The following is a 15,987-nucleotide window of genomic DNA, read 5'->3' on the forward strand; positions in this document are numbered from 1 at the left end:
CTCTTTTGATTGTATGATGATTATAAGTAAGGATTCTCGTTTTTCTCTATGCCAACGGTCGTCGCAGGGCCGTGGCCCGAATAGACGACTGTAGCGTCAGGCAGCGTCAGCAACTTCTCGCGGATGGCCGTGATGAGCGTCCGTAAGTCGCCGCCCCATAGGTCCGTCCGACCGATGCTGCCTTCAAACAACGCGTCGCCGGACAGCACGAAGCCATCCTGCGACGCATAAAAGGAGAGGCTACCCGGCGAATGGCCCGGTGTAGCCAGCACTTGTAATTCTGACTGCCCGAAGCGCACCGTGTCGCCCTCGGACAGGTATTTTGTCACCGGCACCGTCTCGAACGCTTTGCTCGGCGGCAAACCCAGTCCCGCCATCTGCTCCTCAAGCGACGGCAACGCTTCCACATCCTTTTGCGAAGCCTCGGGCAGCAACCCGTATGTGTCGCGGATGAAGGCGTTACCGATGATGTGGTCGAAATGCAGATGCGTGCAGAGCAGCCTGACCGGAGTCAGACCGTGCTCCGTGATGTAATCTGAGAGCGCACTCCGTTCGCGCGCCATCATGCAGCCGCAGTCCACGACGACGGCCTCCCGTGTCTCATCGCTGAGCACATAGGTATTCTCCCCGAAGGGATTGAATTCAAACTGTTTGATCGTAATCATAGGGGGATATAGACGATTTGCTTGGTCTTGAAATAAGGTTCCCGGAAATAGGCATCGATATCGAGGCGCACGGCCTGCTTCTTGAACGGCGCAATCTCGTGTTGCAGCTCCCCGCCCTTGAGGCAGATCAATCCGTTGGGCAGCGCGTTTTGTTGTTCCTCGCGGATGTTCTTCCGCACCGCTGCGGCCAAGTCGCGCAGTGGCATCACTGCCCGACTCACCACGAAGTCAAATCGGCCTCGTTCGTCCTCCACGCGCTCGTGGCACGTCGTCACATTCCGTAGCTCCAGCGCCTCCGCCACGGCCTGCGCCACGCGGATCTTCTTCCCCACGCTGTCCACCAAATGGAACGTCACTTCGGGAAAAAGGATGGCCAGCGGAATGCCCGGAAACCCTCCGCCCGTACCCACGTCCATCACCGCCGATCCCGCCCGAAAACGAATCATCCGCTCGATACTCAGCGAGTGTAGCACGTGATGCAAATACAGATTTTCGATGTCCCGACGCGAGATCACATTGATCTTCGCATTCCAGTCGGTGTAAAGCGCACCCAGCGCTTCAAATTGCCGACGTTGCGTCTCGTTCAGGTCGGGATAATAACGGTTGACAGCCTCCATTCCGTGCGTCAAAAGACCAGATGTGCGATCGGACTGTCATGGCGCATCAGATGGCGGACTTTCTCGTAGGGGATACGCACCGAAGTGGCTCCCAGCGCGCCCGCGGCGATGTCGCTTTCGTTGAAAGTATAGGTGATCCCGATGTCGTCCACATAGAAATTGCGGTTCGGGTAAATCTCATTGATGTTGTAGAAGCCGATGTTCTCCAGATCGGCCACCTTGTCTACATTGTTATATAGCGCAATGGCGTCCACGATGATCTTCGCCAGATCGTCCTTGTAGTCCTCATTGAAAATCTCGCTTTCCGTCACGCGGTTGCCCGTCTTCAGGTCGATCACCCAATTGGTGTACGTGCGGACTGGCGAGGGTGTCCCAGCGTTGTATTCCCGATAGACGGAGTAACACAGCACGTCTTTTTGGTTAAACAGAATGCTATCGTTCAGCAGCTCATATTCCGGTAGCGACGGCCGGTCAGAGGTGTCGAATTCTTCGCCCTCGAAGTCCATCACCGCCGTGCGGTCCTCCGTGTCCTGCTCAAAGTCCGAAACGTCCTTGTCCTTCAGGTGCAAGCCGTAATCCTCGACATACTTATTCACCGCCTCCTTGATTGGCAGTTGCGCATACGTATCGCCCAGCATGCTCCGGACGAATTGCTGTTGCACAGCCTCAAGCACGCCCTGGTTGGCATACTCCGTCGGATACGTGAAGTGGATCTTCAGCACACGCCCCTCGGTCGTAGTGTCCTTCTTGTTTTCCACGGGATAAGTCTTTTCAACCACCACCGACTCGAAACGAATTGCATTCTCTTCGATCTCTTTCCCCTCCGAATGGCACGCTGAGAGCATTCGGACAAGCAGAAGAAGGGTCAACCCCTTTGTGTAACCAATATTCATACTTCTTGCGTGTAAATACGTGGCAAATGTAAGACGCTGTTCGAAATCCCTACTATTTCGGCCCATTCTGCCTCCCCGAAGGCTCCGCACGCCACCTCGCGCCCCTTCTTCGCCACCTCGAAGCCCTTATGAAGTACGAAAACAGTCTCGCTCCACCTCGTTAAACCCTTACGGAGTACGAAAACAAGCCCGCTCCGCCCCGTTAAGCCCTCATGAAGTACGAGAACAAGCTCACTCAGCCCTGTTAAGCCCTCATAGACCGTATTTTCAATCGATCGGAACTACCCGAACGATAGTTGCATTCTGCACCTCTATTTCGGGAAGTTCCGAAAGCATGTACATATCTATATCATACTCTCGGAATTATCCGAAAGGAATAAACTCCTCGTATATATTCTTCGGATCTTCCCGATAAGCCCATACTCTATTTTTAAGGCTTTCGGATCTTCCCGAAATTCTTTAATATGCATATCCAATCTTTCGGAAGTATCCGAATGGTCTTAAATTTCAATTTCAATTGATCGGAAACTCCCGAATGGATTTATACATGATGTTTATCCTGTTCGGGAATATCCGGAGCTTTCTATATATGATGCGAATAGCTTCGGAAGTTCCCGAAAGACTGTATCAGGATCTGAATTTGGTTCGGGAAGTTCCGATTGATCTATAAACTATGGAATAGGCTTTCGGGAAGTTCCGAACGATTGGAAATATGCTCCGTAAGGCCTTATTCGGGGAGTATAAGCCTCTCGGAGACAGGTTTTAGGCCTTATCTCGTCCGTTACGTCAGGAAAACGATCTCCGCAGGCACGTCGCACGGACGAGCAAGCCCGTTGAAGTTCGTTTTAGGAGGTCTTCTTGCCCGTTATCCGAAAACCTGTACTTTAGCGTTGTTTTTTCACGCAACGCTATACATTAGTAATAGATGGCAGAGGATAGAATTATCAAGATCGACATCAATCAAGAGATGAAATCGGCTTACATCGACTACTCGATGTCGGTCATCGTCTCCCGGGCGCTACCGGACGTTAGAGACGGATTCAAACCCGTGCATCGGCGCATCCTTTTCGGGATGAACGAGCTAGGAAATACTTCAGACAAACCCTATAAAAAGGCAGCCAGAATCGTCGGTGAAGTGCTGGGTAAATATCACCCGCACGGCGATTCTTCGGTCTACTTTGCGTTAGTTCGACTGGCCCAGAATTGGTCCATGCGGTACACGCTGGTCGATGGGCAGGGCAACTTCGGCTCTGTGGACGGCGACAGCCCGGCCGCTATGCGATACACCGAGGCGCGCATGAGCCGATTGGCTGAGGAAATGTTGCGGGATATAGATAAGGATACGGTTGACTTCCAGCTCAACTTCGACGATACGCTGCAAGAGCCTACGGTGTTACCAACGCGCATCCCGAACCTGCTTATCAATGGGGCATCGGGCATCGCCGTGGGTATGGCGACGAACATGCCACCGCACAACATGACGGAGGTGCTTCACGCCTGTCAGGCTTATGTGGATGCACGCGGTGAGATCGATGTCGAAGGACTGATGCAGCACGTCAAAGCGCCCGACTTCCCGACCGGGGCCACGATCTACGGTTACGCCGGTATCAAGGAGGCGTTCGAGACAGGGCGCGGGCGCATCGTCATCCGCGGTAAGGCGGAGATCGAGAGCGGCGCGGCGCACGATAAAATCGTCATCAGCGAAATCCCCTACATGGTGAACAAGGCGGAGCTGATCCGCGCCATCGCTGATCTGGTGAACGAGAAGCGGCTCGACGGCGTGTCGAACGTGAACGACGAGTCGGACCGCAGCGGTATGCGTATCGTGGTGGACGTGAAGCGTGAGGCGAACGCCAACATCGTGCTGAACAAGCTGTATAAGATGACGGCCTTACAGTCGTCCTTCAGCGTGAACAACATCGCGCTCGTGAACGGTCGGCCGAAGCTGATGAACCTGAAAGATCTGATCGGCAACTTCGTCGATCATCGCCGCGATGTTGTCCTGCGCCGCACACGCTTCGAGCTGAAAAAAGCCGAGGAGCGCGCCCATATCCTCCAAGGGCTGATCATCGCCTCGGATCACATCGACGAGGTCATCGCCATCATCCGCTCCTCCAGCAGTCCGCAGCAAGCCATTGATCGCCTCCGCGAACGTTTCGAACTATCCGAAGTCCAGGCGCGCGCCATCGTTGAAATGCGCCTGCGCCAACTCACCGGGCTGGAGCAGGAGAAGCTCCGCGCCGAATACGAGGAGATCGAAAAGCTAATCGCTCGTCTCAAGGAGATCCTCGAAAACGAAGACCGACTGCTGCAGGTCATCCGCGATGAATTCCAAGAAATCATCGACAAATACGGTGATGAGCGCAAGACGGACATCGTCTACGCCTCCGAAGAGCTGAACCCGGAAGACTTCTACGCCGACGACGAAATGATCATCACCATCTCACATATGGGTTACATCAAGCGCACGCCGCTCAGTGAGTTCCGTGCGCAGACCCGCGGTGGGGTGGGTTCGAAGGGTTCCGAAACGCGCGAAGAGGATTTTGTCGAGCACATCTATCCGGCCTCGATGCACGCCACAATCCTGTTCTTTACCGCCAAAGGGCGCTGCTTCTGGAAGAAGGTCTACGAGATTCCCGAAGGCGCGAAGAACACCAAAGGGCGCGCCATCCAAAACTTCCTCAACATCGACTCGGACGACCGCGTGAATGCCTTTATCCGCATCAAGAACCTGACGGGCGACGTGGACTTCATCAATTCGCACTACCTGCTCTTCTGCACCAAGCGCGGACTGATCAAAAAGACATTGCTCGAGGCCTATTCCCGTCCGCGTCAGAACGGCGTGAATGCCATCGCACTGCGCGAGGGCGACGGTGTGATCCAAGTGCGCCTCACGAACGGAAACAACGAAGTGATCATCGCCAATCGGAATGGTCGCGCGATCCGATTCCATGAGAGCAAAGTGCGCGTGATGGGACGTGTGGCCGCCGGTGTGCGTGGCATGACGCTCGATGGCGACGACGACGAGGTAGTCGGCATGATCTGCATCAAGCATCCTGAGCAAGAGACGGTGCTCGTCGTCTCTGAACAGGGATACGGCAAGCGCTCCGCCATCGATGATTATCGCGTCACGAACCGCGGAGGTAAGGGCATTAAGACAATCCAAGTGACCGAAAAGACGGGCAAGCTGGTCGGCATCAAAAACGTTACCGAGGACAATGACCTGATGATCATCAATAAGTCCGGTATCACGATTCGCATGAAGGTGGCCGACTTGAACGTGATCGGTCGCGCCACGCAGGGCGTTCGCCTGATCAACTTGGAGAAACGTAACGACGAGATCGCATCCGTCTGCAAAGTGGTCTCCGAATCGGAAGAGGATCGGATTGGCGGCGTGGAAGAGTCGGCTGACGAGGCGCCGAACACACCGACCGACAACGCGTGATCCCTCGAAGCTATCAATCATCCATTCATACACAATTAAAAATTAGAGAACATGAAGCGAGTATTAGTAACCATCGGCTTGTGTCTGATGACGACCGTCGTCTTTGGTCAGAAGAAGGCCGTATCCGATGCAGAACGCATTGCGAAAGATTCCAAACCGGATTTCAACGAAGCCCGGACCCTGATCAAAGGGGCCATGGAAAACGCTGAGACAAAGGACGACGCAAAGACCTGGTATGTGGCCGGCCTCATTGAAGACACGCAATTCAGTACCGAAAACATGAAGCAGATCCTCGGACAGAAGCCCGACGAAGCCGTCATGTATGAGGCGCTGGGAAACATCCTGCCGTACTTCAAGGAGTCCTATCGGCTTGACCAACTGCCCAACGAGAAGGGCAAGGTGAAGCCCAAATACACGAAGAACATCAAGGGCACGCTCAACGCAAACATCCTCTACTACTTGAACGGAGGCGCGTACTTCTTCGACCAGAGGAATTACAAGAGAGCCCACGATTTCTTTGAGCAATATCTCGAGATCGCCGACCTGCCCTTTATGAAAGGCGAAAAAGCGGCCGCAAGAGATTCCAACTTTATGATCGTGCAATTCTACGCGGCCATTGCCGCCATGCAAATGGACGATCCTCAGCAGGCTATCAAGGACTTGAACCGGGCAAAAGGAACGGACTACCGTCGTTTTGATGTCTATCAGTCGCTCTGTTACGTATACGATCAGGTACTCAAGGACACAGTCGGCTTGGAGAAGACCTTGGAGGAGGGCATGAAGCTCTTCCCCGACTCGAGCTACTTCCTGAACAACATGATCAATGTCTACATCAGCACCAAGCGCAATGAGCAGGCTATGCAGCTGCTGAACACGGCCATTTCCAAGAGCCCCAACAACCCGCAGCTCTATTTCGCCCTCGGCAGCCTCTATGAGGTCGGTCTGAAGGACGAAGCCAAGGCAGAAGAGGCTTACAAGAAAGCGCTCGACTTGGATCCTGAGAATCCATCGAACATCTTCAGCGTGGGGCGTCTCTATTTCAACCAAGGCGTGAGCTTGCTGGACAAGGCCAATTCGCTGAACGACCAGAATCAGTATAAGGCGGAGAAGGCCAAGGCTGAAGCGATGCTTCGCAAAGCGCTGCCGTTCTTTGAGAAGGCACACAAGCTGAAACCAGAGGAAAGAGAATACATGATCGGACTCAGAGGCATTTATTACAATCTGAGTATGAACAAGGAGTTCGACGCGATCAACGCAGAAATGTCGAAGTAAATCCGTCCAATATTTTTGGCTGTCCGCGCGGCCCCTCCATGGATCCGGAGGGTGTCGCGCGGATTTTTTTATGCCCTCTCCCCTATGATTACAGGTTAACATAATTGTTATTATCGATCATACGGAAGTAGGAGGGGAGGGGCTGTTTTTGGACCTAATCAGCCGCCACGATGGCTTATCGTGGATTGTCTGGAATTCATCCCGATACCGCGGTGCATTTTGGGGCGCAAATGGGAGAGTCACACAGGAATCGCACAGAAAAATGGGCGAGATGCACGGTCGGAAGTAGGTCTTGAATCCGCTTTTCGGGAAAAAGGACGATCCGAATACCGTCTCGGAGGTGTTTCGTCGCGTTTGATGTTCAGCGCAATCTGTGCGACCGGGAAATGGATCTGAGATATAATCTCGACGAACGTTCCCGCCTAACCCTTGCCTCAAAATGCTATCCCCAAAAACGTATCCGCCTAAACCTTACCTCAAAATACATCTCCCCAAAACGTACCTCACGAAAACCTGACCCTAAACACATTCTCGACCAACGTCCCCGCCTAACCCTTAACCCAAAACACACCTCCCCAAAACATACCCCACGAATCTTTGCCCCCAAAAGCGATCTCGACAAACGTTACCGCCCAATCCTTGCCTCAAAAAGCTATCTCGACCAACGTCCCCGCCTAATTCTTAACCCAAAATGCACTTCCCCAAAACATACCTCACGAATCTTTGCCCCTAAACACATTCCCGACAAATGCCCCCGCCTAACCCTTACCTCAAAACACACCCCCTCAAAACGTACCCCACGAATCTTTGCCCTAAAACACTATCCCCAAAAACGTACCCGCCAAACCCTTACCCTAAAATGCTATCCCAACGAACGCACCCGCCTAAACCTTGACAAAAAGGGGAATCGTCGGGTGAGAGTGCCTGAACTTTTCAGGGAGTTTCGGGCGGCGTCTATCTTTGCGCATTCAACGCTTGGGCGGAGAGCCTTTCCGTCGTTTGTGGTGTGCCTGAAATGGGCCGAGGTCTACGGACTGAGGCGCGGGAGGGCTGCCTAACCCGACGCTCCGCACCTTGCGACGCATAACATCCACCTGTAACTACTCCGATTTTTATGTCTGATTCTACCATCGTCACCGGCCAATACGTACAGATCGACCAGACACCGGCGAGCTTAGGCGCGCGCGTCCTGGGGCGGCTGATCGACACCGTGCTGCTACTCGTTTACTGCGCGGCCGTGTTTGGGCTCTGGATCGCCTACATGCAAATGACTGGGGGCGAGCAAGGTGCGTTTGGCTCCTTCCTGATACTCTCCGTCTTTTACCTTCCCGCGCTCGGTTACACCTTCTTTTGGGAGACGTTCAACAATGGGCAGACGCCCGGCAAGCGTTTCCTGGGCATGCGCGTAGTCATGAAAAACGGAGACAGGCCCACCGTGGCGGCTTACCTGTTCCGATGGCTGTTTCTGCTCATCGACATGCACACCTCGTACGTCGGCATACTGTGTATTGCCCTGACTAAGAACAATCAGCGGGTCGGCGACTTGGCGGCTGGAACGCTCGTCATCAAGGAGAAAGACTATAAGAAGATCCACGTCACACTCGACGAGTTCAGCCATCTGAACCACGACTACCAGCCCGTCTTCCCACAGGCCGAACGGCTCTCGCTGGCACAAGTCGACCTCATCAATCGCACGCTCACGGGCGGTGACCGGCAGACGCGCCCCGAGCGTATCCGCCAGTTGGCCAACGAGGTGCGCCGCTTTCTCGGGCTTGCGAACAATGGCACGGCCGACGAGGCCCTGCTCCGCACCCTCGTTCGCGATTATCAGCATTACGCCCTCGAGGCGGCCGTCTAAATCGGGATTCAGGCCCTTGTATCGCCCCCGCAACCCGTCCATTTGTTCTTAGATTTCAGTGTTCCACCCCGTAACCCACTCATTTGTTCTTGGATTTTGGCGTTCAGCCTGTCCACACGGCGCGTAAGCCATTCGGACGACAAGCTCCACCCCGTAACCCACTCATTTGTTCTTAGACTTTGGCGTTCAGCCTGTCCACGCGGCGCGTAAGCCATTCGGACGACAGGCTCCACCCCACAATCCGCCCATTTGTTTTTAGATTTCAGTATTTCACCCCGTAACCCACTCATTTGTTCTTAGATTTTGGCGTTCAGCCTGTCCACGCGGCGCGTAAGCCATTCGGACGACAGGCTCCACCCCATAACCCACCCATTTGTTCTTAGATTTCAGTGTTTCACCCCATAACCCAACAAGTAATTCTTAGATTTTAGTTTTTAGCTTATGAAGACCCTGATTTTATTGACGCACGAGAACTACCCGGTGTCAAAAGCCAACCGAGCGCTGCTCGAATCCCTGCCCGAAGGGGCACCCGTTGTCATTCGCAACCTCTACGAAATGTACCCCGACGGACGCATCGATGTTGCCGCTGAGCAAAGCCTCGCAGAGCAATTCGACCGGATTATCTTTCAGTACCCCATGTATTGGTACGACGTCCCGGCCTTTTTCAAAAAGTGGATCGACGAGGTACTCGCTTTTGGCTGGGCTTTCGGGACGCGCGAGGCGCTCAAGGGCAAATCCATCGGCATCGTGATCACGGCCGGCTGCCCCCGCGAGACATTCACCCGCGAAGAGATCGGGTTCACCATCGAGGAGTCCGCCCTGCCCGTCATCGCCACCATCCGTTACGTGCAAGCCCAATACATCGGCCTCGTTGCCCTCTGCAATGGCGACAATCTCGACCCCGCCGAGGTGGCCGAGTCGCGCGCGGCCTACCAGCGTTTGGTGCTGGGAAAGTGAAGGGTACGTATCATCCCATCTTTGTACAACCCCCAAAAACGAGACATCCAATGGAAACGATTGCACAAACACCCAAAAAACGGGCTGCATTCAATCTGAGCGTAGGGCTCCTTGACCGCCTGAAGAAAAAAGCCACAGAGGAGCACCAAAGCGTGGATGACTTTGTAGAGAGCATCCTGCTGGACGCCATTTATTACAAGCCGAACGAAGCGACCCTTGAGGCCATCGAGGAAGCGCGCTCAGGTCGGTATGCGGGCACACTGGATGCAAGCAGTTTTGAAGCGTTTATGAAGTCCATCGAGGCGATCGAAGACTAAAATCGCCTGTTCTTGTTTTTGGACATCAATGGCCGGTATCTTCCTCAGGACGGATGCCGGCCATTGCTATATATATAATGTACGCGCACGCGCGTTTCCTTATTATATGCGGGGGTAGGAGAGGAGACGTGGCGAGGATCGCACTTCAGATGGGCGCCGCGATCCCTCAGAGGCCACGAAAAGCACTCCCACCGGTCTGTTGAAAAATAATTCTGACCCCCTACCCTATTCGCTTTTCTAAATGTTTGTACATTCGCCCCCGTTCCTACAGCGGTAGGGCGCTTGAATGCTTTTTGAGGTCAGAGAGGCGTTGAGTCGCACGTGTGGGGCGCCATCCTTGGCAAGTTTTGAAGTCCGCCAAACGATGCGGTGCGAAACCCGCCGGGTTTTGGGCTTTGCCACTCGACATGAAGCAAAACCCGCCGGGTTTTGGGCTCTGCCACTTGACATGGAGCGAAACCCGCCGGGTTTTGGGCTCTGCCACTCGACATGGAGCGAAACCCGCCGGGTTTTGGGCTCTGCCACTCGACATGGAGCGAAACCCGCCGGGTTTTGGGCTCTGCCACTCGACATGGAGCGAAACCCGCCGGGTTTTGGGCTTTGCCACTCGACATGGGGCGAAACCCGCCGGGTTTTGGGCTTTGCCACTCGACATGGAGCGAAACCCGCCGGGTTTTGGGCTTTGCCACAAGTTTGAATGAAACCCGGCGGGTTTTGCTCAGATCTGTGGCAAACGCAGACCGTTCGCCGATCGGTCGTGGGGCGCAGCGCACGTCTCGGATCCGAAAAGTGACGCGTATTTCTTGCATCTATCTGATCTATGCTTATTTTTGATCGTTTTTATACCCATTCAAATTAATGACACAATGGACGAAATCATTGAAATTGATCCCATAGGGATGAAAAAGCTCGACAACGGGCAACACGTACATTTTCACGGCAGGGCTTACGATTTAGTCAACGAATACGAGCCTGCAAAAATCGGTCTCCCGGAACCGCTCAAAACGGAGTGGAAAGGCAATATCGATACCGAAGAAGACATCGGTAAGGAGGTGGTCGCAGAGACGCTAACCAAAACGATGAACAAAAAGAACGAGGAGCGTGATCGCATTCTTACTTACATCTTCCGGCTGATTCGTGCTTGCGTCTTCTCACCGGAAGAGGCCGAGGAGAAGGCTGCGTCGGAGTTGGCACTGGTAATCAACAGCTACGGACGGGTGCAGCGCGAGTCGTTCGACCGCCAATCGTCGCATATCGATGGCCTGCTGGTCGACCTGAAGAAAACCGAGAACGCTGCGCACGTGACCACGTTGCGCCTCACGTCTGCCCTCGCGAAATTGGAGGCGGCCAACGGGGAATGCAAAAAGCTCTATCTGCAGAGTGTCAAGAACCCGCACCGAAGCAATTTGCCGACGGCGGCTGAAGTGCGACCGAAGACGGATGCCGTTTATAACCGCGTGATCTTCATGCTCAAAGCGGCCTATGTCTCCGGCGTCGCGTCGGTCGATAAAGCAGCGCTCAAGAAGCTCGCCGAGCATCTGAACAGCCTCGTCGACCGGACCGATAAGGCTTACCACCAGAGTCTGGCTCAGAAAAAATCGGCGGCAGACAAAAAGAAGAAGAAACCGGATACCCCGCCCCAACCGAAAGAGCCGAAGCCCAAGAAACCGAAGGAGGGCGACAAGCCGGATATCCATCTCCCCGAGCCGGAGGCGCCGAAGAAGCCCGAGGGTGGCGGCGAAGGCAAGAAACCGGACACGGGCAGTGGCGGCGGCGGTGGCGCGCCGGGTGGCGGAAGCAGTCCGGAGATCACTTTGCCGGAAGAGTAAAGAAACGGAAGGTGAACCCCTAAAAAGGCCCGGTACCCGGCGGGTTTTCCCCCTGGTATCGGGCGCTAATTTTTAGATTGATTGAGATCATCATGGGAACGACAGGGAAAGTGGAAATTGCCCTTCATCTGGATAAAGGTCTGATCGACCAACTGGAAAAAGAGGCGAAGAGGGAGAACAAAAGCCTGAACGGCTATGTAGAAAAGATGCTTCGGAAGCTAATCCGTCGTCAGCCTAATCCCGAGACGATGGAAGCCATTCGTGAAGCCCGCGAGAACGACAATTTGGAGGTGCTCGATGTCGATCATTTCAAAGAATTCGTCGCCTCGCTGTAGATCTTAAAGTGTCGGCAGTTCCCATTTCATTTCTCACCGAATGACGCACCCACGCAGCGAAATCATTGACCATCCCTCATCAATCATCCCACGCCATGACTATCCAACTTTTTAACGCAGGACTTTTTTATGCCGACGGGGGTGCCATGTTCGGCGCCGTGCCACGTACGGCTTGGGGACGACGTTACGAGGCGGATCACCTGAACCGTTGCGTGCTAGCCATGCAGATCGGTCTGGTCCGTGTCGAGGATCGCATCCTGCTGATTGACACAGGCGTCGGCACGAAACATCTGGAACGGCTCAGCCGATCGTATTACGCTTTTCATCAATTGACGGACCCCGCCGTTACGCTGGCTCGCCTCGGCATCCAGCCTGACGACGTGACGGACGTCATCCTCACCCACCTGCACTTTGATCACTGCGGCGGCACGACCCGAATGGACGACTTGGGGCGCATTGTAGCCACCTACCCGCGCGCCCGCGTTCACGTCAGCCGTGCCCAGCTCGACGCCTGCGCCGCTCCAAACGCCCTCGAGAAGGACTCCTTTTCCACCGAACATATCGACGCCATCCGCCACGCCGGCCTCCTCTCCCCCATTGACACGTCCGAGACGCTCATCCATCCACTCGTCCGCCTGACCCTGCACGACGGCCACACGGATGGGCAGATCGCCGTCCGCATCCAACGCCCCGACGGCAGGCCGGGCGTGCTCTTCCCCGGCGACATCGTCCCCACGGCGGCCCACCTATCCCCCACGTGGATCTCGGCCTACGACATCCGCCCCTGGACTCCTACCGCGAGCGCTGCCTCCTGCTCGACGAGGCCGCCAGAGATCACCTCCGCGTAGTTTTCTGTCATGACGCCTATCGCCCCTCCGCCTTCGTTCGCAAAACGAACGACTTCTATACCGCCTCCCCCACCCCATCGCCGACAGCGCAACCCGAGATTTTTTCCATCTGACACGCATGGAGGAATCCGTTTCCTTTCAATAGATCCCCGTCGACCCTTAGGTAGGTGCCGGCGTAGGGGCGTATTGAATACGTCCCTTGGGACGCTTCGCAAGAGGCGTAGATTAGGCGTTAGGTGCATACGGAGCGTCTGTTTTTCCCTCCCAACGAGGCTTCCCCACCCTATCATCGACAGCACTTCCCGCCACGTTAGGGCCGTTCCACGCATGGACGTATTCCAATAAACACAAAACAGAACTACCTTTGCGCCGAACAAAGGCCGACGCAGAACGTGGAACAAGCCGACCTTTGACTTGTCTCAAAGCCAATATTCAATGGGAAAAGTTATCGCATTAGCCAATCAAAAAGGCGGCGTGGGAAAGACCACGACAACGATCAATCTGGCTGCCTCGCTGGCTGCGCTGGAGAAGCGCGTGCTCGTCATCGACGCCGATCCGCAGGCCAACGCCTCCTCCGGATTGGGTGTCGACATTAAGAATTTACCCACCTCGCTCTACGAATGCCTTATCAATGGCGACGAGCCGCAGGAGGCCATCGTGCGCACCGAACTCGATGGACTCGAGGTGCTCCCCTCGCACATCGATCTGGTCGGCGCCGAGATAGAAATGCTCAACATGGAGCGGCGGGAACAGATTTTGAAGCGCGTCGTCCAGCCCCTCCGCGACAGCTACGACTTCATCCTCATCGATTGCTCGCCCTCACTCGGACTGATCACCGTCAACGCCCTCACGGCCGCAGACGCAGTCATCATCCCCGTGCAATGCGAATATTTTGCCCTTGAGGGTATTAGCAAGCTGCTGAACACGATCAAAATCATCAAGTCGAAGCTCAACCCATCCCTCGAGATCGAAGGTTTTTTGATCACCATGTATGACGCACGCCTCCGCGTGGCCAATCAGATCTACGAAGAGGTCAAGCGCCCCTTCCAAGACTTGGTTTTCAAGACCGTCATCCGCCGCAACGTCAAACTGGTCGAGGCCTCCAGCTTCGGCCGACCCATCCTCCTCTACGACGCCGAGTCGCAGGGCTCGACGAACCACATGCAGCTCGCCCAGGAGATTATCGAAAAGAACACCACCGCATAAATACGCACCTCTTATGGCCAAAGCCACACGCAACAGATTAGGTCGCGGACTCGACGCACTGCTCGCCCCGCCAGACGAAATTGTGACGAGCGGATCGTCGTCCATTAACGAAATAGAGCTTGATCGCATCGAGCCCAACCCCGGACAGCCACGCTCCATTTTCGAAGAAGAATCACTCGAGGAATTGGCCCAGTCCCTCCGCACATACGGCGTCATACAGCCGATCATACTCAAAGAAAAAGGCGATGGCCATTACTTGATCATCGCGGGCGAGCGCCGCTATCGGGCTGCCGAAAGGATCGGGTTAGACAAGATCCCCGCCTACATCAAGACCGCCGAAGACGAGAATATCGCTGAGCTGGCCCTCATTGAGAACATCCAGCGCGAAGATCTGAACGCCATCGAAACGGCCCTCGCTTATCAGCGGCTAATCGACGCCAACGGATTTACGCAAGAGCAACTCAGCGAGCGCGTGGGCAAGAAGCGCGCTACGGTGGCTAACTACCTGCGTTTGCTCAAGCTCCCGGCGGAGATTCAGGTCGGACTCAAGGATAAGCGCATCGACATGGGGCACGCTCGTGCCCTGCTCTCGGTGGAGGATCCGGAGGTGCAATTGGCCCTCTACGAGCAGATTTTGACGCAGGGACTCTCGGTGCGCACCGTCGAAGAGCTGGCTCGCAACGCCTCCGCCGAGGTCAAGCACCAACAGGCCGAGGCCGACCCTGAGCGCCGTCCCCACAAGCTCCTCCCGGATGAATTTAAGATCCTCAAGGAGCATCTGGCCGCTTTTTTTCAGACGAAAGTGCGCCTCACTTACGACGAACGAAACGGCAAGGGGAAGATCACCATCCCCTTTGCCTCAGAGCAAGAATTGGAAGGCATCATGCGCCTACTGGACGGCATGAAGCAGAGTTAAACGAGATGTGCACCGCGTGAGTAAGGTCAGTCAAACCCTCAGCCGACTTTTGGTCTGCGCCGCCGTCTGGACCGCGCTACCCGCCGTAGTGCGGGCCCAGCAGCCAGACACACTCGGCACAACCCTACCCGATCCGGCCGATACCCTGCTCCGAGTCGACGGCCTGCTCGTCGACAGCCTCACCGCCCGCGAGCTTTGGCACCGCGCCGATTCGGCCACCGCGCCCATCGGACGCACCGCCTCCTCGCCACTCCCCGCCCCCTTCCGCCCGAACCCTACACGCGCCGTGATCTATTCGGCCGTCTTCCCCGGGCTGGGTCAGATCTACAACCGGAAATACTGGAAATTGCCCATCGTCTACGGCGGCTTCATGGGTTTCGTCTACGCCATTACGTGGAATAACAAAAACTACCGCGATTATTCTGAGGCCTATCTGCACATTATGACGGACGACGTGAATTCGCCCTCCACCTGGCATCAGAGTTGGCAAAACTTCGTGCCTCGCAACCGCGACCCGAAGGACTATATTTCCAACGCCAATTTTCGAAGCAATCTAAAGAGTGGCAAGGATTACTACAGGCGTTATCGAGACCTCAGCGTGATCCTGACCGTCGCTTGGTACTTTCTCTGCATGGCCGATGCGTACGTCGACGCGCAGCTCTTCGATTTCGACATCTCCCCCGATCTGTCTCTGCACCTCACCCCGACCGTCACCCCGCTAACGAACCGATCGTCCGCCGCGTTTGGTTTAGCGTGCAGTATCCATTTCTGATAGCCGTATGCTCCACTTTTTCCACCCGAACACATAGACTATTTATTCAACGCACGA

General features: G+C 55.1%; 14 protein-coding genes. 11 read left to right on the forward strand and 3 right to left on the reverse strand.

Annotation, left to right across the window (positions count from 1 at the left end):
• Positions 1 to 20: 20 nt before the first annotated feature.
• The 3 genes from C7123_RS00125 to C7123_RS00135 are packed head-to-tail and all read right to left on the reverse strand — an operon-like array spanning position 21 to position 2,175.
• Positions 21 to 665 (reverse strand): MBL fold metallo-hydrolase, encoded by a 645-nt coding sequence (locus C7123_RS00125; protein WP_037980440.1) that lies wholly within the window; start codon positions 663 to 665, stop codon positions 21 to 23.
• The gene (rsmG, locus tag C7123_RS00130) at positions 662 to 1,282 is read right to left on the reverse strand and encodes a 16S rRNA (guanine(527)-N(7))-methyltransferase RsmG (protein ID WP_037986027.1); all 621 of its coding nucleotides are present in this window, start codon (positions 1,280 to 1,282) and stop codon (positions 662 to 664) included. Before rsmG ends, C7123_RS00125 begins: the two co-directional genes overlap by 4 nt.
• 8 nt (positions 1,283 to 1,290) lie before the next feature.
• Positions 1,291 to 2,175: an RsiV family protein gene (locus C7123_RS00135; protein ID WP_069175342.1), complete on the reverse strand. Its 885-nt coding sequence runs from the start codon at positions 2,173 to 2,175 to the stop codon at positions 1,291 to 1,293.
• A 925-nt stretch (positions 2,176 to 3,100) separates the two neighbouring features.
• On the opposite strand from C7123_RS00135, the gene gyrA reads away from it, so the two are divergent.
• The 11 genes from gyrA (at position 3,101) to C7123_RS00190 (ending at position 15,930) form a co-directional block, all read left to right on the forward strand.
• Positions 3,101 to 5,620 carry a DNA gyrase subunit A gene (gyrA, locus tag C7123_RS00140; RefSeq protein ID WP_069175343.1) on the forward strand — a complete coding sequence of 840 codons (2,520 nt, stop codon included), beginning with the start codon at positions 3,101 to 3,103 and terminating at the stop codon, positions 5,618 to 5,620.
• Between the two features lie 51 nt (positions 5,621 to 5,671).
• Positions 5,672 to 6,892, forward strand: coding sequence for a tetratricopeptide repeat protein (locus C7123_RS00145; protein ID WP_038009360.1), 1,221 nt, complete (start codon positions 5,672 to 5,674; stop codon positions 6,890 to 6,892).
• Between the two features lie 1,114 nt (positions 6,893 to 8,006).
• Positions 8,007 to 8,750 carry an RDD family protein gene (locus C7123_RS00150; RefSeq protein ID WP_069175344.1) on the forward strand — a complete coding sequence of 248 codons (744 nt, stop codon included), beginning with the start codon at positions 8,007 to 8,009 and terminating at the stop codon, positions 8,748 to 8,750.
• Positions 8,751 to 9,191: 441 nt separating this feature from the next.
• Positions 9,192 to 9,707 (forward strand): NAD(P)H-dependent oxidoreductase, encoded by a 516-nt coding sequence (locus C7123_RS00155; protein ID WP_069175345.1) that lies wholly within the window; start codon positions 9,192 to 9,194, stop codon positions 9,705 to 9,707.
• Positions 9,708 to 9,757: 50 nt separating this feature from the next.
• Positions 9,758 to 10,024, forward strand: a complete 267-nt coding sequence (locus tag C7123_RS00160) for a toxin-antitoxin system protein (protein WP_069175346.1) — start codon at positions 9,758 to 9,760, stop codon at positions 10,022 to 10,024.
• Between the two features lie 866 nt (positions 10,025 to 10,890).
• Entirely contained in the window at positions 10,891 to 11,853 is a 963-nt protein-coding gene (locus C7123_RS00165) for a DUF6261 family protein (protein WP_069175347.1), read from the forward strand.
• A gap of 77 nt (positions 11,854 to 11,930) precedes the next feature.
• Positions 11,931 to 12,188 carry a hypothetical protein gene (locus C7123_RS00170; protein ID WP_083206873.1) on the forward strand — a complete coding sequence of 86 codons (258 nt, stop codon included), beginning with the start codon at positions 11,931 to 11,933 and terminating at the stop codon, positions 12,186 to 12,188.
• Between the two features lie 95 nt (positions 12,189 to 12,283).
• The gene (locus tag C7123_RS00175) at positions 12,284 to 13,036 is read left to right on the forward strand and encodes an MBL fold metallo-hydrolase (RefSeq protein ID WP_244905556.1); all 753 of its coding nucleotides are present in this window, start codon (positions 12,284 to 12,286) and stop codon (positions 13,034 to 13,036) included.
• A 435-nt stretch (positions 13,037 to 13,471) separates the two neighbouring features.
• A complete protein-coding gene (locus C7123_RS00180; protein ID WP_037979029.1) occupies positions 13,472 to 14,242 on the forward strand; it encodes a ParA family protein in 771 nt (256 codons plus the stop codon).
• 13 nt (positions 14,243 to 14,255) lie between these two features.
• Entirely contained in the window at positions 14,256 to 15,158 is a 903-nt protein-coding gene (locus C7123_RS00185) for a ParB/RepB/Spo0J family partition protein (RefSeq protein ID WP_038009355.1), read from the forward strand.
• Positions 15,159 to 15,174: 16 nt separating this feature from the next.
• On the forward strand, positions 15,175 to 15,930 hold the full coding sequence (locus C7123_RS00190) for a DUF5683 domain-containing protein (RefSeq protein WP_159049772.1): 756 nt from the start codon (positions 15,175 to 15,177) through the stop codon (positions 15,928 to 15,930).
• Positions 15,931 to 15,987: the final 57 nt, after the last annotated feature.

The organism is Tannerella serpentiformis (genome assembly GCF_003033925.1).
Taxonomy (GTDB): domain Bacteria; phylum Bacteroidota; class Bacteroidia; order Bacteroidales; family Tannerellaceae; genus Tannerella; species Tannerella serpentiformis.